This is a genomic window from Bacteroides sp. AF20-13LB (genome assembly GCF_003603065.1).
In the GTDB taxonomy this organism is placed as follows: domain Bacteria; phylum Bacteroidota; class Bacteroidia; order Bacteroidales; family Bacteroidaceae; genus Bacteroides; species Bacteroides uniformis.
On sequence record NZ_QTMH01000020.1, the window covers coordinates 5,761 to 27,757 of the forward strand.

The 21,997-nt window shown below is 51.0% G+C and carries 19 protein-coding genes; 9 read left to right on the forward strand and 10 right to left on the reverse strand.

Annotated features, from left to right (window positions below; translation table 11 throughout):
• Positions 1–488: 488 nt before the first annotated feature.
• From DWX62_RS19645 to DWX62_RS19675, 7 genes are all read right to left on the reverse strand, one after another.
• Complete coding sequence (locus DWX62_RS19645; protein ID WP_005831100.1) at positions 489–962, reverse strand: N-acetylmuramoyl-L-alanine amidase; 474 nt, start codon at positions 960–962, stop codon at positions 489–491.
• A gap of 46 nt (positions 963–1,008) precedes the next feature.
• The gene (locus DWX62_RS22075; RefSeq protein WP_005837396.1) at positions 1,009–1,110 is read right to left on the reverse strand and encodes a smalltalk protein; all 102 of its coding nucleotides are present in this window, start codon (positions 1,108–1,110) and stop codon (positions 1,009–1,011) included.
• Between the two features lie 156 nt (positions 1,111–1,266).
• On the reverse strand, positions 1,267–1,779 hold the full coding sequence (locus DWX62_RS19650; RefSeq protein ID WP_005837397.1) for an HU family DNA-binding protein: 513 nt from the start codon (positions 1,777–1,779) through the stop codon (positions 1,267–1,269).
• Between the two features lie 252 nt (positions 1,780–2,031).
• Positions 2,032–3,411 (reverse strand): replicative DNA helicase, encoded by a 1,380-nt coding sequence (gene dnaB / locus DWX62_RS19655; RefSeq protein WP_005837398.1) that lies wholly within the window; start codon positions 3,409–3,411, stop codon positions 2,032–2,034.
• Entirely contained in the window at positions 3,401–4,057 is a 657-nt protein-coding gene (locus DWX62_RS19660) for a hypothetical protein (RefSeq protein ID WP_120173110.1), read from the reverse strand. Before DWX62_RS19660 ends, dnaB begins: the two co-directional genes overlap by 11 nt.
• A 187-nt stretch (positions 4,058–4,244) precedes the next feature.
• Positions 4,245–4,547, reverse strand: coding sequence for a DUF4248 domain-containing protein (locus DWX62_RS19665; RefSeq protein WP_005831107.1), 303 nt, complete (start codon positions 4,545–4,547; stop codon positions 4,245–4,247).
• A gap of 320 nt (positions 4,548–4,867) precedes the next feature.
• Positions 4,868–5,305 (reverse strand): hypothetical protein, encoded by a 438-nt coding sequence (locus DWX62_RS19675; RefSeq protein ID WP_005837401.1) that lies wholly within the window; start codon positions 5,303–5,305, stop codon positions 4,868–4,870.
• A 535-nt stretch (positions 5,306–5,840) separates the two neighbouring features.
• Here DWX62_RS19675 and DWX62_RS19680 point away from each other — a divergent pair.
• The 8 genes from DWX62_RS19680 (at position 5,841) to DWX62_RS19720 (ending at position 15,335) form a co-directional block, all read left to right on the forward strand.
• Positions 5,841–7,862, forward strand: coding sequence for an LruC domain-containing protein (locus tag DWX62_RS19680; RefSeq protein ID WP_005837402.1), 2,022 nt, complete (start codon positions 5,841–5,843; stop codon positions 7,860–7,862).
• A gap of 145 nt (positions 7,863–8,007) precedes the next feature.
• Complete coding sequence (locus tag DWX62_RS19690) at positions 8,008–8,487, forward strand: hypothetical protein (protein ID WP_005837403.1); 480 nt, start codon at positions 8,008–8,010, stop codon at positions 8,485–8,487.
• Positions 8,484–10,715, forward strand: a complete 2,232-nt coding sequence (bioA, locus tag DWX62_RS19695; protein ID WP_120173111.1) for an adenosylmethionine--8-amino-7-oxononanoate transaminase — start codon at positions 8,484–8,486, stop codon at positions 10,713–10,715. Before DWX62_RS19690 ends, bioA begins: the two co-directional genes overlap by 4 nt.
• Before the next feature lie 123 nt (positions 10,716–10,838).
• Positions 10,839–12,029: an 8-amino-7-oxononanoate synthase gene (locus DWX62_RS19700; protein WP_008666186.1), complete on the forward strand. Its 1,191-nt coding sequence runs from the start codon at positions 10,839–10,841 to the stop codon at positions 12,027–12,029.
• A gap of 6 nt (positions 12,030–12,035) precedes the next feature.
• Positions 12,036–12,725 carry a pimeloyl-ACP methyl esterase BioG family protein gene (locus DWX62_RS19705; protein WP_057282102.1) on the forward strand — a complete coding sequence of 230 codons (690 nt, stop codon included), beginning with the start codon at positions 12,036–12,038 and terminating at the stop codon, positions 12,723–12,725.
• Positions 12,710–13,486 (forward strand): malonyl-ACP O-methyltransferase BioC, encoded by a 777-nt coding sequence (gene bioC, locus DWX62_RS19710; RefSeq protein ID WP_098032710.1) that lies wholly within the window; start codon positions 12,710–12,712, stop codon positions 13,484–13,486. Before DWX62_RS19705 ends, bioC begins: the two co-directional genes overlap by 16 nt.
• Positions 13,486–14,133, forward strand: a complete 648-nt coding sequence (gene bioD / locus DWX62_RS19715) for a dethiobiotin synthase (RefSeq protein ID WP_098032709.1) — start codon at positions 13,486–13,488, stop codon at positions 14,131–14,133. Before bioC ends, bioD begins: the two co-directional genes overlap by 1 nt.
• Positions 14,134–14,162: 29 nt before the next feature.
• Positions 14,163–15,335 (forward strand): glycosyltransferase, encoded by a 1,173-nt coding sequence (locus tag DWX62_RS19720; RefSeq protein WP_008664728.1) that lies wholly within the window; start codon positions 14,163–14,165, stop codon positions 15,333–15,335.
• Between the two features lie 5 nt (positions 15,336–15,340).
• Here DWX62_RS19720 and DWX62_RS19725 read toward each other — a convergent pair whose 3' ends face one another.
• Complete coding sequence (locus DWX62_RS19725; protein WP_008664730.1) at positions 15,341–16,585, reverse strand: ABC transporter permease; 1,245 nt, start codon at positions 16,583–16,585, stop codon at positions 15,341–15,343.
• Positions 16,586–16,693: 108 nt separating this feature from the next.
• Positions 16,694–17,893 carry a pyridoxal phosphate-dependent aminotransferase gene (locus DWX62_RS19730; protein WP_008664735.1) on the reverse strand — a complete coding sequence of 400 codons (1,200 nt, stop codon included), beginning with the start codon at positions 17,891–17,893 and terminating at the stop codon, positions 16,694–16,696.
• A 262-nt stretch (positions 17,894–18,155) separates the two neighbouring features.
• Here DWX62_RS19730 and DWX62_RS19740 point away from each other — a divergent pair, with 262 nt between their 5' ends.
• Positions 18,156–19,391 (forward strand): fucose isomerase, encoded by a 1,236-nt coding sequence (locus DWX62_RS19740; RefSeq protein ID WP_005831144.1) that lies wholly within the window; start codon positions 18,156–18,158, stop codon positions 19,389–19,391.
• On the opposite strand, the gene DWX62_RS19745 is transcribed toward DWX62_RS19740, so the two are convergent.
• A complete protein-coding gene (locus tag DWX62_RS19745; RefSeq protein ID WP_120173112.1) occupies positions 19,392–21,995 on the reverse strand; it encodes a PAS domain-containing sensor histidine kinase in 2,604 nt (867 codons plus the stop codon).
• Positions 21,996–21,997: the final 2 nt, after the last annotated feature.

The window sequence follows — 21,997 nt, forward strand, 5'->3', positions numbered from 1 at the left end:
GCGGATGCAAAGGTAAGAACTTTAAAGCATATCTTCCAAATATTTTCGGAAGTTTTTTTTCATTTTTTCTTTTTCCTGTATTTTCAAATCCTTTAAACAAGGATAAGAAAAGCAAAACAAGAAAAGTTCTTTTTCTTTGCGAGTCGGACTGCAAAGATAAGGAGAATTATTAATAAGTTCCAAATGTTTTTCGAAAAATATTTTTATCTCTTTTTATTTCTCTGTGTCACCTTCCACACTTCTGTTTCAGTATTTCAATCTTACCACTTTCCTTCTCTTGGAAAGCGGGTGCAAAGGTATAGGATTTAACAATACAAGCCAAACATATCTATCATTTTTTTTAATAAAAATGAAACTTTTTTGTAACTTACTGATTCATAAATGCATTTCGCATGAACAATTTTGAAGAAAGGAAAAAGAGAGAAAATAACTATACATTATATATATACGTGCGCGCGAAGAGCACGAAGAAAGAGAATAAAAACATTTTATAAGCATGCCGGATTGGGTGGTGGCGGTTCTGTCAGTATAGTCGCCGCATCAAAGCAGGGACATTGTTTCACCCACTCTTCCGGCTCTATCTCCCCGTTATGGTTCAGGTCGGGGCTCAGGTCGCGGTGACCGCAAAGCCGGGAACCGGGATAATCCTTCAGCAGCAGCAACACAAGCACATGCAGGGAGTGCTTTTGGAAAAGGGTGCGTGTATCGGCAGGGCGACCGCACTCGTCAAGACCGCCTTCGTAACAGACACCGATGCTACCTGCATTCCAACCCCGGACATGGGCACCAGGCAGGGACAAGGGACGCAGGGACTTGATGTCACCGTTCTTGCGGATATAAAAATGATAACCTGCGCCGGAGAAGCCCCGGCGCAGGTGGTCTGTCGTCAAGTCGTGCTCCGTATAGCAGCGGTCGCAGCGGGTGGCGGAACAATGGACGACGATAAGATTGATGAATCTCATGAGAATTAAAAATTAGAAATTAAAAATTAAAAGTGAAGGAAACCCGCTACACTGTCATGGCATGGGCGCTCAGGGCACCAATAAGCGCGGAGGCTACAGCGATTATCACTTTCAGAATCTTATCCCAAACAGATGATTTTGTACTCATAAAATTAAGGATTAATAGTTAAGAATTAATGGTTAAGGATTAGTGATTAAGGATTAAGGGCTAATGATTAATGGTTAATCATTAGGGATTGATTAGCGATAAGCGATTTGCTTGTGTTCATTAACCATTAATCACTAACCCTTAATCATTCCTTCTTTATCCCAGCGGATTTTCGCCCTGGTCGCCGTCGTCGCCGGAGCCGCCTCCGGAACCACCGCCTTGATTGCCGCCGCCGGAGCCGCCCTCCTCGGGCTTGTCGAGCACAAAGCCCACATTCGCCGGGCTGCGGGTCACGGCGGTACTGCCGTTCACCAGCTTCAGCTCCTTGTCGGGGATAAAGCGGATATTCACCTTCGAGATATTGCGCACCGTACATTTGTCCGAGGCCTCCATGCCGGGACAGCGGAACGTCATGTGGAAAGTGCCCAGCTGGTTCAGCTTCACCTTGTCGCCATTGGCAAGGTTGCCTTGAATCTCCTCCACCAGGGCTTCGATGACGTGCTTCACGTCGCCCTTCGTCATGGCACAGTTTTTCTGAATGGAGGCGGCAAGGACATCGATGTCCACGGTGCCGCAGGTCTTGGGTTTCTGACGGAGATAGTACAACATGGGCGAAGCCGGGTTGCTCACGATTTTACGGCGCTGGAAGCGCTCTACAATTACATCCATAAATTTAAAAAGTTAAGGTTTAAGTTAAGAAAAATGAGTTATAAGAGAGAAGTGGGTAAGGGAAGGGATAGGGCGCCCGAATCAATGATTATTCCTTTTCTTAAGCACATTACAAAGATACAACATTAAGAAGCGGAAGTCAAGTGTTTTGCCATTTTTTTTACTACAAAAAACACGGAGACACAGAGTTTTTCAAGCAATAAGAAAAATCTCCGTGTCTTTGTGTCTCTGTATTCTATAAATTTCCATCCATCACTTTGCATTCCTCGTCAGCCACTCCAATGGTGGTATGTAGTCCACCAGTTTTGTCATGCTTTGGTTATGATGGAAATAGACTTCACCGGTTTTGCCATTACGGTGCTTGGCTATGATGACGATACCCAGGCCATCGGTGGGATAAGTACTCTTCTTATCGACGGTCTTGCCGTAGAGGGCAGGGCGGCAAAGCAGCATTACCATATCCGCATCCTGCTCTATGGCGCCGCTCTCGCGCAGGTTGCTCAGGGTGGGGCGATGGTCTATGCTACCGTCGCTCGCCCGGTTCAGCTGACTCAGCAGCAGTACGGGGATATCCAGCTCCTTGGCCAGCAGCTTTGCCTTGCGGCTTGCCTGCGCCACTTCCTGCTCGCGGTTGCGGTTTTTCTGGTCACTCCTCATGTCACATAGTTGCAGATAGTCCACAATCACCATGTCACAGCGATTCTTGCTCTTCAGCAGGCGGGCGGAAGAACGCACGCGGTCCATGCTCGTCATCGGATGGTCGTCTATCAGTATGGGCAACCGCGACAACTCGGCAGACGCCTCATGCACCTGCCTCACCTCGCCGGGTGTGAGCTGACCGCTACGCAGGTGTTGCGGGTCTACCCCCTCCGTAGCTGCAAGCAGCCAGCGGTCTCCCAGGCGCTCGCCTTGCATTTCGAGGCTGAAGACCACCACATGACGCCCCGCCATGGCAGCGGCACGGGCCAGGTGGAGGGCAAAGGCCGTCTTCCCCACCGACGGACGGGCAGCAAGGATGTTCAAGTCGCCGCGCTGCCAGCCCGCCGTAACGTGGTCCAGAGCGTCAAAACCCGTAGGGATACCCGTAATGCCGTTGCATCCGTGCTCCATACGCTGCTCCACCTCGGCCAGCGTGTCGTCCATCAGCCGGTCTATGGAGCGAAGGTGGTCGGCTACGCCGCTCTCGTCCTCCAGCCCCTCCAGCAGTCGATGGGCTTCCACCAGGATGTCGTCAATATCCATCGACTCGTCGGCACTGAACGCCAGCAGTTGCTGGAATCCCGTACGCATGATACGCCGCGTGTGCAATTGCCTAAGGATGAGCGCATGATACTCCAGATGAGCACTGGAGCTGACCTTCGAGCTGATGCGTAACAGTTCGTAAGGCCCGCCCACGGCATCGAGTTTGCCACGGGCTGCCAGTTCGTTCTTCAGCGTGATGGTATCTATGGACTTTGCGCTGCGATACATCGATTGCAGGGCGGCAAAAATTTCCAGATTCTTCTCCTCGTAGAACATCTCGGGACGAAGTTTGTCCGCCACCAGAGGCATGGCAGCGCGCTCTATCATGCAGGCACCGATGACAGCTTCTTCGAGGTCACTGTCGTGGGAAAAAGTAGTTTCAGTCATCATATTCATTTTCAAAAGATTTGTCCGCCAGATAGGTGGCGGCTTGTTTACAATATTTTTGGTTGTTCAGATGGTCGTAATATTCGTCGATGTTGTCCAGTGCCCGCTGTTTCTCGCCTGCCGTCAATTTTTTCCATTCGCGACGGGCCCGGCCGATGTTTACCTTGGGATGCTCGGTGATGTCATGAAACTTTTCCCAGAAGATGCAGAAGTCCTCTCCCACCCCAGCCACCGGCGCTGCCTTCTTCTTCCGCGGGGCTGCTTTAGGACGGGCATTGCCAGTAAGGAAATCATAATCGGGGATACGGATGTGCATCACGTAGGGGTTGGCCACCCGCTCCACGATGCCGGCGTCGAACATCTTGTTGAAGAAGTAGCGCGTACGGTTGCGGGGCCACCCCAATATCTCCATCCAGCGGGCCAGGGAAAGTACGGACTCGCCACGTACACAGTCGAAAAGGTGTCCCCTGACGTTGCAGGTCACCGTGCTGTAGTTGACGTGTGTCAGCACAAAGACAAAGGCTTCGAAGGCATCGGCGGCTTTCTCTCCGGCTTTCATATTCATTTGTTCCTCAAACAAGGCTTTGGGGAAGAGGAGATAGCCTTTCTTCAGCATCTCCGTTGTCATGGGTCTCATTTCTTTTTCCATTTTTGTCTATTCTTAATTCGATAATGCGACAAAGGTAAGGGACCAGCCAGGGGGATACAAATAAGCAGTTAGAATCGGCTAAAAATTAATGAAATACATAAGGTGGCGAGAGAGGGGTTCACCTCATCCTCCACCACCCTATATAATAATATACTAAAATAATCAGAATGTATTAGAAATACATTCTCTATTTCGCATATTTTTTAGAGACCAGAAGATACGGATTTTTCACGGTCATATCCTTCACGTGGTCGGGCATCCCCCAGTAGCTCAGGAGGATGCCTATCTGTACGGGGGTGAGGTGGGCAGTCCTGGCGGTATAGCCCTGGTCCGTCAGATCCTTCAGCAGGCAAGCGTGTTCCGCAATGGAACGGCGCAGGGCCTTTACAGCCGAGCAGGCATACGCGTAGTTTGGGTAATAGGCCACTGCCACATCTGCAATGCGATGGCATCCCTCGAGCAGCCATTCAAAACTTTGTTCTTTTATCATTTTGCATATATTTATTAATAAAACATGTTGCAAAGTTAGAATGGGAGGGAAAACTGGGAAAGTTCGAGTGGCAATAAGAAAACTTGCTCAAGAAAAATGAATGTGTCAAAACGGTTGATGACACACCCTCACTGTCTTATTGATAAAAGCAACACTTTCATACTATAATAGTAAAGCACACATTTTGTGTATTTCATGCAACTTATCGGTCAGCGATTTTTCTTTAAGAGAGACAGCCATATTATATCTCGCCTGCCTATTAACGAGGAGTTCCGCACTAATCCCTAAGGCTGCTTCTACCATAAGAGCGAAGTCACTGGTTACATCTCCCTCTCCCTCTTGAAGTACCCCAGCACCGTGGCCGGTGTAAGACAGCAGCGTTCTACGCTTTTCAGGCGGCTCTGAAAAGTATATCGGGAGCATAGCACAAGGCAGAACCAAGTATAGTTCAAGCTACGGTGCAAGCGGTGCTGAAGGTGGTCGAAAAAACGGGAAACACGGGCAAAGAAGCTAGCGATACGCTCGCGGGGGACAAAACGGGAAGGCTGTACGGCAGCATTGCGGGAGCGCTTGGCGGCACGTTCCATCTGTGCAAGGGTATACTCCAGTTGCTCGATGTCATTGCGAGTGTTCTCCATGGTTTGTTCCAATTTCTCGCGTCGTGCCTGCTGCTTGGTATATCGTTCTTTTCTGTCAGCGATTCGGTTTTTGAGGTCTTCTGCGGTGAGGTTTATTCCTTTGTTCTGGATTGATTTCATTATAAACGTCTGTTTTATAGTTGTTTGTCTGTATATAAGTTCACGAAAACACATCATCCGTCTGCACCGAATACATAATGCATAAAGGGCAAACGGATGATATATCAGGAGCAAATGTACGATGAATATTGCAGATAAAGTTCTTAATGACCATTAAGTCTTGTTATAAAACATGATATTATCTACTGCAAATTTGGAGATTATCAGAAAACACGTACCTTTGCAATGTGTTTTTCATAGTATTAGATTTAAGGTTAACAAAAGATTGGCTGTCTGGGATAGATAGCCTTTTTTTATGCCCGCACCATTCGATTCATCCAATTAGTATCAATTCACTTTATACAACTTTTTAACCCACCAAAAGTGTTTTTAAACCCCAAAAGTTGTAGATTATAAATACTATGTTTATATTTGCAACATGAAAAAAGCGCTCGAGAAAATGTAGTATCTACAACTCGTCTGTGAAGTAGGTGGCGGTTGTGATATAGACAGCGTTCATAAGACAAACAAGCAAGCAATCTACAACAATAAAAATATGAAAGTTAGACTTATGACGAAAGTTAGTGCTGCAACCCTCATTTCAGCAATTGCCTGCAGCATATTCACGGGATGTACCGAAAAAGACCTATACAATCCCGAACGTGGAAAAACAGAACTAAAGCCGGAGAGCGAATACTTTGACTTTGCAACAACAGCCCAGGTAGCTTTTGACGTGAATTATGGAAAAATCGCAGGAGGCGCATTAATAGAGGTGTTTACAGAAGACCCCATCACCTATCAGACAAACAACCTCTACTCCATCAACGGCGAAGCGGTTTTTAAAATCTTTGCAGATGCAGACGGACGCTTCACCGGCAACGTAGAACTGCCCAAAGCGACAGAAAAGGTATATATCATCTCACAAAGTTGGGGAGCCCCCATGTATGTGGAAGCAGATGTGGAAAATGGCAAAGTGGTGGTAGATATGACCGAAAATAATGCCAACACCCGCTCAACTGCCATGACACGTGCAAAATCCAACCTGACTATCGACCTAAAGGATAGGAAGGAACGGGTATACTCCATCGTTGGATGGGGACAATCTCACGGTGAGATTATTGATAATAATGACATTGTAACTACGGGAAATTTCAATGACGGAACTTTAAAGCAGTTACAACACACACTGTGGAAAGGTTATGACAGCAAACCCAGCAATCTGGACAACAGAGCTTTGGTGAGCGATACAAAGCATGTGAACACCACCATTGCCCAAGCATATATCAACAACCAGGGACAACACGTAACGATTACCGATGCAGAACTGTATCTGACCTTCCTGACCGAACGTGCCGGTTACCTGACTTCCATCGGCTATTATTACTACAAGACCAATGAAATTCCCAACAGCCCTGACAAGGTAGACAAATTCATTATCATTCCCAATGCATCCATTGCAGGAGACGACCCGTATACCGGATGGTCTGGAAGTGGTAACAAATATTCCCGATATGACGCTCCCATACAGAAGAATACAAAAATACAACTTCTGTATCAGGACGAAAACGGTAATGTCTCCACCAAATTCCCGGCAGGATATACCATAGGATATTTCATCATCCCCAATGGATATACCCCCAATAAAGGTATCGACTACTCTATAAATTATATATATTCCAATAAAGAATGGAACAAGATATATGCAGGCCAACAAGCTCGCTTTATCTCCCTCTCCACCAGCAACGGCACGGTAGTCTACGGAGTAGAAGATGGCGATGATACCAGCTACGAAGACATACTGTTCTGTATCGATGCCAACCCCAATGAAGCCATTCAAGACCCGGACCGTCCGGTCATAGACCCGGAAGAGCCTACGGTGACGAGCTCCGAAACAACCTACCGCACGTATGCCTACGAAGACATCTGGCCCAATGGCGGTGACTATGACTTGAACGACGTGATTATCGAACACAAACGGGCCATTTCATTCAACAGCAACAATTATGTGCTGAAGGTGGAAGACACCTTTGTACCCGTACAGCAAAGTGGTGCCGCCACATACTCCAACGCATTTGCCGTGCAATATGTGGCCAGCCAGCGAGGCAGCATAGAACTGCCTGCCGGAGCAGTCGATGAAACAGAGACCTCTTCTGTCATCCTATTCCCCGATGCAAAGTCTGTGCAGGGCAACGAATTTACCGTAACCCGTACATTTGCAGACAACACATTGCCTAAGAAGAATCTGGAGAGCGACTTGAACCCGTTCATCATTGCCCAGTATACAGCCGGAGCCGACAACCGGACAGAAGTGCATCTGCCCAAGAAGAAAGCGACCGGTAAAGCCAACGCAGAGCAAATCGGAGCCGAAGACGATGCCTACTACATCAACAAGGACGGCAAATATCCATTCGCCATCATGCTGCCGGCCACAACCGGCACGGAAGGCCCCATCCGGTTCACTCCGGCAAAGGAAACCGTACGCATCGACCTGGAGTATCCCGATTTCGCCAAATGGGTAGAGTCCAATGGTGCCACCAATAATGACTGGTATCTCTACTACCAGTCGTCCAAAGAGTGAAATCCTACGACATTGCTTAAAGAAGAGCCGCGCAATAGTTGCATTTGCGCGGCTTTTTCATGCATGACCATTACCGTTATGAAATTATTTTTTCTACATTTGCATCCGCTAAAAGGAAACAAAACCGCATCAGGCTGAAAAAAACATGAGGAATACATCACCCGCCGCACCTACCATCCGCTTCCGCCGCTGGAGCAGAAAAGCCTACGCTGCATTTGCCAGCATAGGACGGTGTGTCACCATCGGTTGCCTGCGCAAAAGCGTGGCAGACAGCTCTCTGTCCAAACAGAAGACTGCGGGAACCGCCGGACATGCCGGATGCGGGGAAGAGAGTACCTGGAAAGGAGAAACGGAAGGAAGGGAAACCGACACCGGCATTCCGCTGGGTAGCAGCAGCGTCCTGACAAGTATCCTCACGGAGCCGGGAACGAACCGGCACATTCTTTTTGAAACACAATTCATCCGCCCCTGCGGGAATACGGGCGGACAAGACACATATAGCCTGAAACAAAAGAGAACAAGAGGTACGGATTACCGGAAGCCATGCAGCAGAATGACGAGCTGCACCGCCCCGGCAATCCGTACCTCTGTCTTTATCCATGAACATAACCCAAGAAAGATATGACCCTACAGAAATTAAAGGAACAAGTGCTGCGCGGCAGCCACATCAGTAAGGAAGAAGCCGAATGGCTGGCTGTGCAACCCGACAAGGAAGCGCTATACGAAGCTGCCCACGAGATAACCCGGACCCGAGCCTCGGAGGAGTTCGACATGTGCTCCATCATTAATGCCAAGTCCGGACGATGCCCGGAAAACTGCAAGTGGTGTGCACAGTCGTCGCACTACAAAACCCAGGCAGACGTGTACGACCTGGTGGACAAAGAAGAATGCCTGCGGCATGCCCGGCATAATGAAGCCCAGGGCGTGGCACGTTTCTCGCTGGTGACCAGTGGACGGAAGCCCTCCTCCAGAAACATGGAGAAACTGTGCGAAGCCGCCCGGCACATGCGCCGGCACTCGTCCATCCAGTTGTGCGCATCACTGGGACTGCTCAACGAAGACGAAATGCGGGCACTGCACGACGCAGGCATCACCCGCTATCACTGCAACCTGGAGACAGCCCCCTCCTACTTTCCCCAACTGTGCAGCACGCACACGCAGGAAGAGAAGCTGCGCACCCTGCAAGCCGCCCGCAACGTAGGCATGGACATCTGCAGCGGCGGCATCATCGGCATGGGCGAGAACATGGAGCAACGCATCGAATTCGCCTTCACACTGCGCGAGCTGGAAGTACAGTCCATCCCCATCAACCTCCTGAGCCCCATCCCCGGCACACCGCTGGAACGGCAGGCACCACTCAGCGAGGAGGAAATACTGACCACCATCGCCCTCTTCCGCTTCATCAACCCGACAGCTTTCCTCCGCTTTGCCGGAGGACGCTCGCAACTGAGCAAGGAGGCCGTGAAGCAAGCGCTGCACATCGGCATCAACTCCGCCATCGTGGGCGACCTGCTGACAACGCTCGGCTCGAAAGTGTCGGAAGACAAGGTGCTGATAGAAGATGCCGGATACCGGTTCTGCGGCTCGCAGTTCGACAGAGAGCACCTATGGCACCCCTATACCTCCACCACCAACCCGCTACCGGTGTACAAGGTGAAGCATGCCGAAGGCGCCACCATCACCCTGGAAAGCGGAGAAACACTCGTAGAGGGAATGTCGTCGTGGTGGTGCGCCGTCCACGGGTACAACCACCCTACACTGAACCGGGCGGCAGAGGAACAGCTGGGCAAGATGTCGCATGTGATGTTCGGAGGGCTGACACACGACCCTGCCATTGAACTGGGCCAGTTGCTGCTACCGCTCGTCCCGCCGTCCATGCAGAAGATATTCTATGCCGACTCGGGCTCGGTGGCAGTAGAGGTGGCCTTGAAAATGGCCGTGCAGTACTGGTATGGCAAGGGAAAGGCGAAGAAGAACAATTTTGTGACTATCCGTTCGGGCTATCACGGGGATACATGGAATGCCATGTCTGTCTGCGACCCGGTGACGGGCATGCATTCGCTGTTCGGGGCATCATTGCCGGTGCGCTATTTCGTGCCGCAGCCGCGCTCGCGCTTCCACGGCGAATGGGATGAACGGGATACGGTGGAACTGCGGAAACTGGTAGAGGAGCATCACGAGGAACTGGCAGCGCTTATCCTCGAACCTGTGGTGCAGGGCGCTGGCGGCATGTGGTTCTACCACCCCCAGTACCTGCGCGAAGCGGCACAGATATGCAAGGAACATGGCCTGCTGCTGATATTCGATGAGATAGCCACGGGCTTCGGACGGACGGGAAAACTCTTTGCCTGGGAGCACGCGGGTGTAGAACCGGACATCATGTGCATAGGAAAGGCCATAACGGGCGGATACATGACGCTGTCCGCCGTACTGACGACGAATGAAGTGGCAGATACCATCTCCAACCATACGCCGGAGGTGTTTATGCACGGACCCACCTTTATGGGGAATCCACTGGCATGCGCCGTGGCGTGCGCTTCGGTGAAGCTGCTGACCTCGCCCGAATACGACTGGCAAGGCAAGGTGACTCGCATCAGCCGGCAACTGCAAGAAGAGCTTGAACCGGCACGCCGATTGCCGCAAGTGACGGATGTACGTGTGTTGGGAGCCATCGGGGTGATTGAGACAAAAGAACCCGTAGACATGGCGTGGATGCAAAAACGCTTCGTTGAGGAGGGAATCTGGGTACGCCCGTTCGGAAGATTGGTATACCTGATGCCTCCGTTCATTATAGAGCCGGAACAGCTGAGGAAGCTGACGGGAGGGTTGATGAAAATTATAAGAATGTGCTAATATGCTAATGTGCCAATTGGCTGCGCAATGTTTACGCTGCGCTATCACGCCGCAGGTCATTGGCATATTAGCACATTGGCACATTAGCACATTAAAACCACATTGGCACATTTTAAAAGAATTATGAATGCAATAGAATATATGCAGCAAGAGCTGCAAACATTGAAAGAACACAGCAACCTGCGCCGCCTGCCGCAACTGACACACGAGGGACGCACGGTTATAGCCGATGGCCGGCATATGCTGAACCTTTCGTCCAACGACTACCTGGGCCTGGCTGCCGACCGCCAGCTAAAGGAAGAATTCCTGCAGACACTGACACCGGACACCTTCCTGCCGACTTCCTCCTCCTCCCGCCTGCTGACGGGGAACTTCGGGATTTACGAAGAACTGGAGACGGAACTCGCCACACTTTTCGGCACAGAGACAGCACTGGTGCTCAATAGCGGCTATCATGCCAATATGGGGATTCTGCCCGCCGTGAGCGATGCACAAACCCTAATACTGGCAGACAAGCTGGTGCATGCCAGCATCATCGACGGCATCCGCCTATCCACCGCACGCTGCATCCGCTTCCGCCACAACGACCTGGTGCAACTGGAACGCCTGCTGGAACAACACCATGCAACATTCCGGCAATTGATTATCGTCACAGAAAGCATCTTCAGCATGGACGGTGACCAAGCCGACCTCACGGCATTGGTGCGTTTGAAAAAAAGATACTCCAACGTACTGCTCTATGTGGACGAAGCCCATGCATTCGGCGTAAGGGGACTGCGCGGCCTGGGCTGCGCCGAAGAAACCGGATGTATCCGGGATATAGATTTCCTCGTGGGCACCTTCGGCAAGGCGGCTGCGTCTGCCGGTGCATACATCGCCTGCTGCCGGACGATACGCGAGTATCTCGTCAACCGGATGCGAACCCTTATCTTCACCACGGCATTGCCTCCGACAAGTATTGCTTGGACACTGTTTATCGTACGGAAACTTGCCGGAATGCAGGACCACCGCGAGCATCTGGCAAGAATCAGTCGGACACTGCGCGAAGCATTACAAGCCAAGGGGTACGGATGCCCCAGCGCAAGCCATATCGTCCCACTGATTATTGGCCCCAGTGCCGACACCGTGCTGTGCGCAGAGCTGCTGCAGAGGCATGGCTTTTATGCACTGCCGGTACGCCCGCCCACGGTGCCCGAAGGGACATCACGCATCCGCTTCTCGCTGACGGCAGACATACGGGAAGATGAGATTGGAGAACTTATACCCCTTATTCCCCTAAAGGAAGAGAGGAATACTAACGCTATACGATTCTAAAAACAGATGAAACAAAGTTACATTATACACGAGCATCATCCCCGGCTATTGCTGTTCTTTGCCGGCTGGGGAGCCGATGAGACGCCTTTCAAAATGTATCGTCCGGTAGCCAGCGACTTCATGGTGTGCTATGACTACCGCACACTGGATTTTGACGCCTCCGGACTGGAAGAATACCGCGAAATCAACCTCATCGGCTGGTCTATGGGGGTATGGGCGGCTTCGCAGACCGTGCCACAGCTCTCATCGCCAGGTACGTCCGGCGAAGGTATCCATATGGCAAACAGCATCGCCATCAACGGAACGCCCTACCCCATAGACCAGCATATGGGCATTCCACCCGCCATCTACCACGGGACATTGGACGGACTGACCGGGGCTTCACTGCACAAATTCCTCCGCCGCATGTGCGCCAACGGAGCAGCCTTCAAAGCTTTCCTGGAAATCACCCCCCGCCGTCCGCTGGAAGAGTTGAGAGATGAGTTGACGGAGATTGAGAAGATGTACCACACACTGCCTGCTGCCACCTTCCATTGGCAGCAGGCAGTAACGGGAGGCAACGACCGCATCATTCCACCAGCCAACCAGCTGCAAGCCTGGGAAATACTCGGCACCCCCGTACTGCAAACGGAGGATGCCCACTACCAGGAAGAGTTATTCAGACATTACCTGCAAGACCTATGGACAAGCCACTGAACCCGATGGACAAACAACTGATAGCCGCCCGCTTTGCCAAAGCCCGGAATACCTATACCCGGGAGGCCCGCGTGCAGCAACAAGTCGCCGAGAAGATGATGCAGCTCATAAAGGAACCATACACACGTTTCCGCCGTGTCGTAGAGTTTGGCTGCGGAACGGGAAGCTACTCACGTATCCTCCTCCACACCTTGCAACCGGAAGCTCTGCTGCTGAACGACTTGTGCCGGGAAATGGAGGAGTGCGTCAAGGAACTTTGCGACGGCACTACCGTGCAGTTCGTCCCCGGTGATGCCGAAGCCATCGACTTCCCCGGAGAAACCGACCTGATAACCTCGTGCTCCACCCTGCAATGGTTCAACGACCCAGGTGCTTTCTTCACCCGCTGCCACCAAGCACTGGTGGCAGACGGCCTGCTTGCCTTCAGCACCTTCGGCGCCACAAACATGCACGAAATACGCCAACTGACTGGGCACGGGCTGGACTATCTCTCCGTTGAGGAGCTGCAAGCCCTGCTGTCTCCCGGTTTCGATATTCTTCATGCCGAAGAAGAGGTGATATCCTTGCCCTTCCCCACTCCCCAGGCAGTGCTGAAGCATCTGAAGCAAACCGGAGTCACGGGTACGGAAAAAAGGATATGGACGCGCAGCCGCCTGCAATCCTTCTGCAAAGAATACACAACCCGGTTCAGTGATGCCGCAGGCAACGTAAACCTGACCTATCACCCCATTTATATCATCGCACGAAAAAAAACAAAATAATGGAAACAAAAAACATCTACTTCATCAGCGGCATTGATACAGATGCCGGAAAAAGCTATTGCACCGCCTGGTACGCCCGTGAGCTTATGCAACGCGGCCTGCGCGTCATCACCCAAAAATTCATCCAGACCGGCAACACCGGTCATTCCGAGGACATCGACCTGCACCGCCGCCTCACCGGAACCGGCTACCTGCCGGAAGACAAAGAGGGGCTGACCATGCCCGAGATATTCTCCTATCCCTGCTCTCCCCACCTCGCCGCCCGCATAGACAAGCGCCCGATAGACTTCGAAAAAATAGAGCGTGCCACCAGGGAACTTTCCCATCGCTATGATACCGTGCTCGTAGAAGGCGCCGGCGGTCTGATGGTTCCCCTTACCGAAGATTTCCTGACGATAGACTACATTGCGGAGAAGCAGTACCCGCTTATCTTTGTCACCTCCGGAAAGCTGGGCAGCATCAACCACACCTTGCTGAGCTTCGAAGCCATCAAGAACCGGGGCATCGCGCTCGATACGGTACTCTACAACCTCTATCCCACGGTAGAGGACAAGACTATCCAGGAAGACACGATGAAATACATCAAGCAGTATTTGTCCAAGCACTTTCCCGGAACAAAGTTTGAGGTAGTGCCGGAAATTGTGTAAATTTGCAGCACATAAACGTCCTACTGCACATGGAAGCATTTACATTAGATTCAACTGAAATTATCGTACTCGCTACGGCGGGTGGTCTGTTCCTTATTCAAATTATCTACTACCTCTGTCTCTACAACCGTATTCATGCGCGCAGCCGTGCCGTGAAGCAGGGAGACACGCACTTCACCCAGGAACTGCCCCCCATATCCGTCATCATCTGCGCCCGCGAGGAATCCGAGAATCTGCGCCGCAACCTGGGCGCCGTGCTGGAGCAGGACTATCCCCAATTTGAAGTCATCGTCATTAACGACGGCAACACCGATGAGAGCGAGGATTACCTGACCATCCTCGAGGAGAAATATCCCCATCTCTACCACAGCTTCGTGCCCGATTCCTCCCGCTACATCAGCCGCAAGAAGCTGGCCGTGACGCTTGGAATCAAGGCCAGCAAATATGAATGGCTGGTGTTCACCAATGCCAACTGCATGCCCCAAAGCAACCAATGGCTGCGACTGATGGCACGCAACTTCACATCACGTACCCAAGTGGTGCTGGGATACAGCGGCTACGAACGCGGCAAAGGCTGGCTGCACAAACGGGCGGCATTCGACAATCTGTTCACTTCCATGCGCTATCTGGGATTTGCCCTGGCAGGCAGCCCCTACATGGGCATCGGGCGTAACCTGGCCTACCGGAAGGAACTCTTCTACCAACAGAAAGGATTCTCCGCACACCTCAACCTGCAACGGGGAGACGACGATTTGTTCATCAACCACGTGGCTACCCCGGAGAACACGCGGGTAGAAACGGATGCCAATGCCATTGTGCGCATGCAGCCGCTTCTGCGTACCAAGGACTGGAAAGAAGAGAAAATAGGCTACGCCTCCACAGCACGGCTGTATCATGGAATGCAACGCTGGCTGGCCGGTTTTGAGACCCTGACCCGCCTGGCATTCCACGCATCCTGGATAGCCGCGATGGTCATCGGCATTCTGCACTTCCACTGGCTGGCAGCAGGCGTCGCTTTTCTTTTGTTCCTGTTCCGTTTCACCATGCAGGCAGTCATTGTCAACAAGACTGCCCACGACCTGGAAGAACAGCGCAGATATTACTTCACACTACCGGCTTTCGACCTATTGCAGCCGATACAGTCTTTACGTTGGAAATGGTACTGTCTGTTCCGCAAGAAAAGCGATTTTCTGAGAAAGTGATTCTCTTATTCGTAACGGATGGAAGTTGCCGGATGGATGCGTGTAATCAGGAATGATGGGCCCAGCAACATCAGGACCGAAGCCAGCAATGTGCCGGCATTCAGCAGCAGGAACAGCCAGATATTGAAAGATACCGGAACAGTAGCCATGTAATAGGTTTCAGGGTCGAGCTTGAACAAGCCGGACCAGCGCTGCACGAAATAGAACGCAAGGCCGATTATGTTCCCCCAAAGCATGCCTTTCCCAATGAGGAAGACCGAAAACCAAAGGAAGACTTTACGGATGGTAAAGTTATTGGCTCCCAAAGACTTCAGCACGCCTATCATGGAGGTACGCTCTATGATGATAATCAGCAGGCCGGATACCATGGTGAAACCCGCCACCCCAATCATCAGAATGAGAATGACCCAGATGTTGACATCCAAGATGCCCAGCCAGGCAAAGATTTGGGGATTGAGCTGCTCTACATTACGGACGCAATACTCGGCACCATAGCGGTCGGGATTCTCATCCGTATCGGCAGCTATCTCATAGGTGGTTTCTTCCAGCTTGTCATAATCGCGTATTTCCAGCTCCACACCGCTCACCTGGTCCGGCTCCCAGTTGTTCAGGCGATTCACCAGATAGAGGTCGGTAAGCAGGAATAGGTTGTCGTATTCGGAGAAGTTGGTTTGGTAGATACCTACAATCTTCAGGCGGCGAGCACGCACATCGTCCTGGATGAAGTAGGTGTCTATCTTGTCACCAAGTTTCAATTGCAGCTTGTTGGCAAGAGACTTTGAGATGACTACGCGGTTGGACGAAGCGGAATCGCTGAATTGCGGAAACTCCCCCTCCAGCAGATGGCGGTGGAAAAAGGTGCTGTCATACTCCTGCCCCACACCTTTCAGCACCATTCCCTGAAAGGCATCGGCGGTCTTTATCATCCCCGGCTTGGTGGAGTAGCGTTGTACATGCTTCACTTCGGGATAATCGGAAAGCGCAGCCATCATGCTGTCGCCCACCACCACCGGGCGCGTCTCATAAGAGCGTGCAGCATCCAAGTTGCCTATCTGGATATGGGCACCGAAACCCACGATTTTATCCCTCACCTCGCTCTTGAAGCCGACAATGACGGACACGGCAATAATCATCACCGCCAGTCCGAGAGCAATACCCACCATGGCAATAAGGACAGCCGGACGGGAAACTTGCTTGCCCGGCTCCGAGTTGCGATAAATGCGCAACGCTATAAAGCGAGATAAGTTCATGGGCCATTATTTTTTAGGCGCAGATTACACGGAAGATTTGAAACAAACGTCTTTATCTTAAGTTTTCCGTGTAATCCGCGTAATCCGCGCCTAATGAATTATTTCATTTTATTCGGTTCGTCCCGGATAGGCTTCCAATGCTTTTTGCAATACAAACAAGGCGCGGTTCAAGTCATCTTTCTTCAGTACGTATGCGATACGCACTTCGTTGCGACCGGAACCCGGCGTAGTATAGAATCCGGAGGCAGGCGCCATGAACACCGTCTGTCCCTCGTACTCGAACTCCGACAGACACCAGGCACAGAACTTGTCCGAATCATCTACCGGAAGCTTTGCCACCGTATAGAAGGCTCCCATCGGGATGGGCGAATATACGCCCGGTATACGGTTCAATCCGTCAATCAAGCATTTACGGCGTTCTACATATTCATCGTATGTGTCGCGCAGATAATCCTCATCGGCATCCAGCGATGCTTCTGCGGCAATCTGGCCAATCAACGGAGGACTGAGACGCGCCTGGCAGAACTTCATGACAGCATCCCGGATTTCCTTGTTCTTCGTTATCAGGGCACCGATGCGGATGCCGCACTCCGAATAGCGCTTGGACACGGAATCAATCAGCACCACATTGTTCTCAATGCCCTCCAGATGGCAGGCAGAGATATAGGGAGAACCCGTATAAATAAATTCACGGTACACCTCGTCCGAGAAGAGGAACAAATCGTACTTCTTCACAAGGTCGCGAATCTGGTTCATTTCACGGCGTGTATAGAGGTAACCCGTAGGATTGTTGGGATTGCAAATCAAAATAGCACGCGTGCGCTCGTTAATCAACTCCTCGAACTTCTCTACCTTGGGCAACGAGAAACCCTCTTCGATGGTCGTGGCAATGGTGCGTATCTTGGCTCCGGCAGAGATGGCAAACGCCATATAATTGGCATAGGCCGGCTCGGGAACAATGATTTCATCCCCCGGATTGAGGCAAGCCAGGAAAGAGAACAACACCGCCTCCGAGCCGCCGGAAGTGATGATGATGTCGTCTGCAGTCAGATTGATATTGTACTTTGCATAGTAACCCACCAACTTCTCTCGGTAACTGCGATATCCCGCACTGGGACTGTATTCCAGAACTTTCCGGTCGATGTTCCGTATCGCTTCAATCGCGACTTCCGGAGTAGGCAGGTCGGGTTGACCGATGTTCAGGTGAAATACATGTATACCCCTCTGCTTGGCAGCATCTGCCAGAGGAGCCAGTTTTCTGATAGGAGATGCGGGCATCTCCATTCCGCGAATAGATATTGTTGGCATGAGGTTTATTTACTATTTGACGATTTATGATTTACTATTTAATAGAGTATTTATAGGTGATATTGCTATCACTTTATCATTAAAGTTGCAAATGTAGCGAATTATTTGAAACCAAAAGGAAGGCAAGACCATAAAAACTTTAAAAAACTTATCTATCGTAAAAACTCTATGATATGTAAACAGAAACTTGTATCTTTGAAAAAGCAAACGAGCCAAGTAGAATCAATTGTAAATAGTAAATAGTCAAATAGTAAATAACACCATGGTCATCAACCTTATAACTTTTGCTTCCATACTGCATAAACAAGCATCAGTCCGTAGCTCCCACGAAGTGATATTGACTGAATTGGAAAAATACTTTACCGTCAACTTCATTGATTACAAAGACATAGACAAGTTATCACCCGATGACTTCAGTATTATATTCATTGCCACCGGAGGTGTGGAACGGCTGGTAATCCAGCATTTCGAATCCCTTCCCCGCCCCGCCATCCTCTTGGCAGACGGCATGCAGAACTCACTGGCCGCCGCTCTCGAAATATCTTCCTGGCTGCGCGGCCGGGGAATGAAAAGCGAGATTCTTCACGGAGAGCTCCCCGAGACCATCAAGCGTATTTTTGTCCTGCACAGCAATTTCGTGGCACAACGCAGCCTTTTCGGCATGCGCATCGGCGTAATGGGCACTCCGTCCAGCTGGCTCGTTGCCAGCAATGTGGATTATCTGCTTGCCAAACGCCGCTGGGGTATCGAGTACACAGACGTCTCATTGGACCGCATTTATGAATACTACGGACAGATAACGGACGACGAGGTGGGCGAAGCATGCGCCGGACTGGCAGGAAAAGCGCTTGCCTGCCGAGAGGCAAGCCCCGAAGACATGATAAAAGCCATGCGGCTGTATCGAGCCATCAAGAGGATTGTAGAGGAAGAGCGACTGAGCGCCATTACCCTCAGCTGCTTCCGCCTGATAGACCAAACGGGAACCACCGGCTGCCTTGCCCTTGCCTTGCTGAACGACGAAGGAATCATTGCCGGATGTGAAGGCGATTTGCAATCCGTCTTCACCATGCTGGCCGTAAAAGTGCTGACGGGGAAAAACTCCTTCATGGCCAATCCTTCCATGATAAATGCCCGTACCAATGAAATCATATTGGCACACTGCACCATCGGCATCGCACAAACGGAGCAGTTCATCATACGCAACCATTTTGAGACGGAAAGCGGCATCGGTATTCAGGGAATCCTGCCGACGGGAGATGTAACCATCGTAAAATGCGGAAGCGAAAGCCTGGACGAATATTACTTGAGCACCGGCACGCTTGTTGAGAATACAAACTACATCAATATGTGCCGCACCCAAGTGCGGATAAAAATGAACTCCCCTGCCGACTATTTCCTCAAGACACCGCTGGGCAACCACCACATCATGCTGTATGGCAATTACGAGGATATATTGGAAGAGTTCCTGCAAGCCAATGCCTGCAAACGGATTGAATGATTACTCGTTCGCATCCGGTATCACCACCTCGAAACGCGTTCCTTTTCCCAACTCTGAGGAGACCGAGATAGAACCATGCAGGCGGTCTACGATGGTCTGGCAAATGCTCAGCCCCAAACCGGCGCCCTGCGTAAAGCTGTCTTCTTTGTAAAAGCGTTCGAAGATATGTTTCTGGGCGTCTTCAGAGATACCGCTTCCCGTGTCTTCGACAAAGATGGTGGTATATCCTTCCCGGTTCGTGACATAGCCGAAGGTGATGCTGCCCGTTACCGTGAATTTCTTGGCATTGTTTATCAAGTTGTTCACGACCTGCTTCAAGCGGACGGAATCGGTGATGACCAATTTGTCTTCCCCTTCCGGAATCTCTATACGCAGCTCTACATCCCGAGGCATACTCAGACGCTGGGATTCATGGACCTCCTGCATGATGAACGCCAGGTTGAATGCTCCGAACTTAAAGTCCATCGTGCCCGATTCTATGCGCGAGAGGTCCAGAATATCGTTTATCAACGCCAGCAGCAACGTACAGTTGATGTTGATTGTTTCGACGAACTGCTTTACCTCTTCCGGAGAAAAAGCGTCCAAGTCCTTCAATAAATCCGAGAAGCCGACAATGGCATTCAGAGGGGTACGTATCTCATGGCTCATATTGGCAAGGAACGCAGATTTGAGCTTGTCGGCCTGCAAGGCACGGTCACGTGCGGCAATCAGGGCTTCCTCCGTATCCTTGTAACGCTGGATGCTTTGGCATACTCCCAACACCATGTATGGGGTATCGACCGTCAGGCCGTCATAAGCGGTACTGCGAAACTCCCACCATTCATAGCTCCCGTCCACACTCTTCAACCGGAAACTCATCCGTGAATTGATTTCATTACCCAACAGAATGGCATCAAAATTCCTGCGCGTATGCGGCAAGTCTTCCGGATGTATAAGGGCATCCATCTCATCACGCGTCAGCAAGTCCGTATCACCTATATACCCGAAACGGCGCAGCAATCCACCTGGGAAATGGAAGCGGTTCATACGCATGTTGTACTGCCACGGATAAATGGAGCTCTCCTCCACCGCCATGTTGAAAAAGCGCCTCCGCATCTCCTCTTCGGAGATATTGCGGCATACAATCGCCATTCCCGTCATCTTTTCATTGGCAAAGATAGGTACCACCTCGCCGGAAACGGGGAAATACGTTCCCTGATGGTTCTCCTGCATGAAGGCTTTCTCCGGAATAGGAATAGGGCTCTTGCCGGTACGTACTTTCTTCAACAAGTCCTGCAGGATATTTTCTCCATTCATGTAAATCCTAAAAATGGAGCTGGCCATCTGCCCTTCATAGAAACGGGACGTATAGGTCTCGGAAGAAAGTCCCAGCATCTGTAGCAACGGACGGTTGACAAAATGGATGCGCAGGTCGGTATCATACGTAATCAAGCCGTCGCGAATGGAACAGAAGATATTGTCGAACTCGTCGCGCTGCTCCACCAGGCGGTGCTGTATCAACAAGCGGGTCTGGGCATGTATGCGCTTGCGCGACTCCCTGCGGTTGGCACGGAAAAGCCAGGCAACCAGCAGCACCAATGCCCCGACAATCAGCGAATAGAACAGAATGAACCAGACACGGTAGCGCTCCACCAGCGGTATATTCAAAACGATGCCCTTGCTCTCCGCACGGTTCGTGTCCACACGGAAAAACTGCAACTGTTTGTAATCGAACAGTAACTTGCCCCCAAAGTCCTTTACTCCCAATGAAGCGGGCGACTTGCCCTTCAAAATACTTGCAGCCTGCCGGCCGGCGGCAAAGGCATCCTCTCCGGGAACGGCATCGTACACACACAGAACACCGTTCGTCATAGCCAGGTTCTGGCTGGTAAACACGGGGGCCTTCAACTTCAAGGAAAGAAAGGGAATCCATTTGGGAGCAATGACAATATGCTTGTAGGCATTGTAGTCATAGCAAATGGAAGTGATGATAGAGTTCAAGGACTTGGCCTGCACATTCAGCACTTTCAACTCATGCTCCGGATAGTTGCTCTTTATGCGTTCCCAGGATTCCTCCACAGCCTTAACCCCTTTAAGGCTCAGGAAACTGCTGTCAGACAGACAGACCAACTCCCTGCGGGAAGGAAACATGCGGACAGCCGCATCCAGCAAGACATCGAAATCCGTTTTCGAAACATAGCCGGAGACGTTGGGCATTCTTTCAAAGACCCTCTCATCCGGGTATTTGATACCCGAAACCACTACCGGTATCTGATAAGGCAGGGAATCACCGCAATGGGTCAATGTGAAGAAAGCCTCATCGCTGGAGGTCACAATCAAGTCCGTTTTCCGTTGCCTGGCACGCTCGCAGATGCGGCGCATGATGAAGCACTCGGAAGCGAAAGACCAGTAATCGGCATTCAGATATTCAGTAGTGATATTGGCTTTAACTCCCCCCTTGTCCAGTCCGTTCTCCAAATTTTCTGTCAGAAGGCTGTGCCAAGGAGTATTTTTTGTATAGGACTGTATGAAAAGTACATTGTACGTACGTTCCGTAGCCGAAAGTGTTCCCGACATCAACCACAACAAGCCTGCAAACAATGGAAAGAAAAGGCGTTTCATCATAA

Excerpts from the sequence above, each read along its gene's own strand:
- DWX62_RS19705 (WP_057282102.1), top strand. The coding sequence starts at position 12,036 with ATGAAACAAAGTTACATTATACACGAGCATCATCCCCGGCTATTGCTG.
- DWX62_RS22075 (WP_005837396.1), bottom strand. The coding sequence starts at position 1,110 with ATGAGTACAAAATCATCTGTTTGGGATAAGATTCTGAAAGTGATAATC.
- DWX62_RS19650 (WP_005837397.1), bottom strand. The coding sequence starts at position 1,779 with ATGGATGTAATTGTAGAGCGCTTCCAGCGCCGTAAAATCGTGAGCAAC.
- DWX62_RS19745 (WP_120173112.1), bottom strand. The coding sequence starts at position 21,995 with ATGATGAAACGCCTTTTCTTTCCATTGTTTGCAGGCTTGTTGTGGTTG.
- dnaB (WP_005837398.1), bottom strand. The coding sequence starts at position 3,411 with ATGATGACTGAAACTACTTTTTCCCACGACAGTGACCTCGAAGAAGCT.
- DWX62_RS19725 (WP_008664730.1), bottom strand. The coding sequence starts at position 16,585 with ATGAACTTATCTCGCTTTATAGCGTTGCGCATTTATCGCAACTCGGAG.
- DWX62_RS19690 (WP_005837403.1), top strand. The coding sequence starts at position 8,008 with ATGAGGAATACATCACCCGCCGCACCTACCATCCGCTTCCGCCGCTGG.
- DWX62_RS19700 (WP_008666186.1), top strand. The coding sequence starts at position 10,839 with ATGAATGCAATAGAATATATGCAGCAAGAGCTGCAAACATTGAAAGAA.
- bioA (WP_120173111.1), top strand. The coding sequence starts at position 8,484 with ATGACCCTACAGAAATTAAAGGAACAAGTGCTGCGCGGCAGCCACATC.
- DWX62_RS19740 (WP_005831144.1), top strand. The coding sequence starts at position 18,156 with ATGGTCATCAACCTTATAACTTTTGCTTCCATACTGCATAAACAAGCA.
- DWX62_RS19680 (WP_005837402.1), top strand. The coding sequence starts at position 5,841 with ATGAAAGTTAGACTTATGACGAAAGTTAGTGCTGCAACCCTCATTTCA.
- bioC (WP_098032710.1), top strand. The coding sequence starts at position 12,710 with ATGGACAAGCCACTGAACCCGATGGACAAACAACTGATAGCCGCCCGC.
- DWX62_RS19730 (WP_008664735.1), bottom strand. The coding sequence starts at position 17,893 with ATGCCAACAATATCTATTCGCGGAATGGAGATGCCCGCATCTCCTATC.
- DWX62_RS19645 (WP_005831100.1), bottom strand. The coding sequence starts at position 962 with ATGAGATTCATCAATCTTATCGTCGTCCATTGTTCCGCCACCCGCTGC.
- bioD (WP_098032709.1), top strand. The coding sequence starts at position 13,486 with ATGGAAACAAAAAACATCTACTTCATCAGCGGCATTGATACAGATGCC.
- DWX62_RS19720 (WP_008664728.1), top strand. The coding sequence starts at position 14,163 with ATGGAAGCATTTACATTAGATTCAACTGAAATTATCGTACTCGCTACG.
- DWX62_RS19660 (WP_120173110.1), bottom strand. The coding sequence starts at position 4,057 with ATGGAAAAAGAAATGAGACCCATGACAACGGAGATGCTGAAGAAAGGC.
- DWX62_RS19665 (WP_005831107.1), bottom strand. The coding sequence starts at position 4,547 with ATGATAAAAGAACAAAGTTTTGAATGGCTGCTCGAGGGATGCCATCGC.
- DWX62_RS19675 (WP_005837401.1), bottom strand. The coding sequence starts at position 5,305 with ATGAAATCAATCCAGAACAAAGGAATAAACCTCACCGCAGAAGACCTC.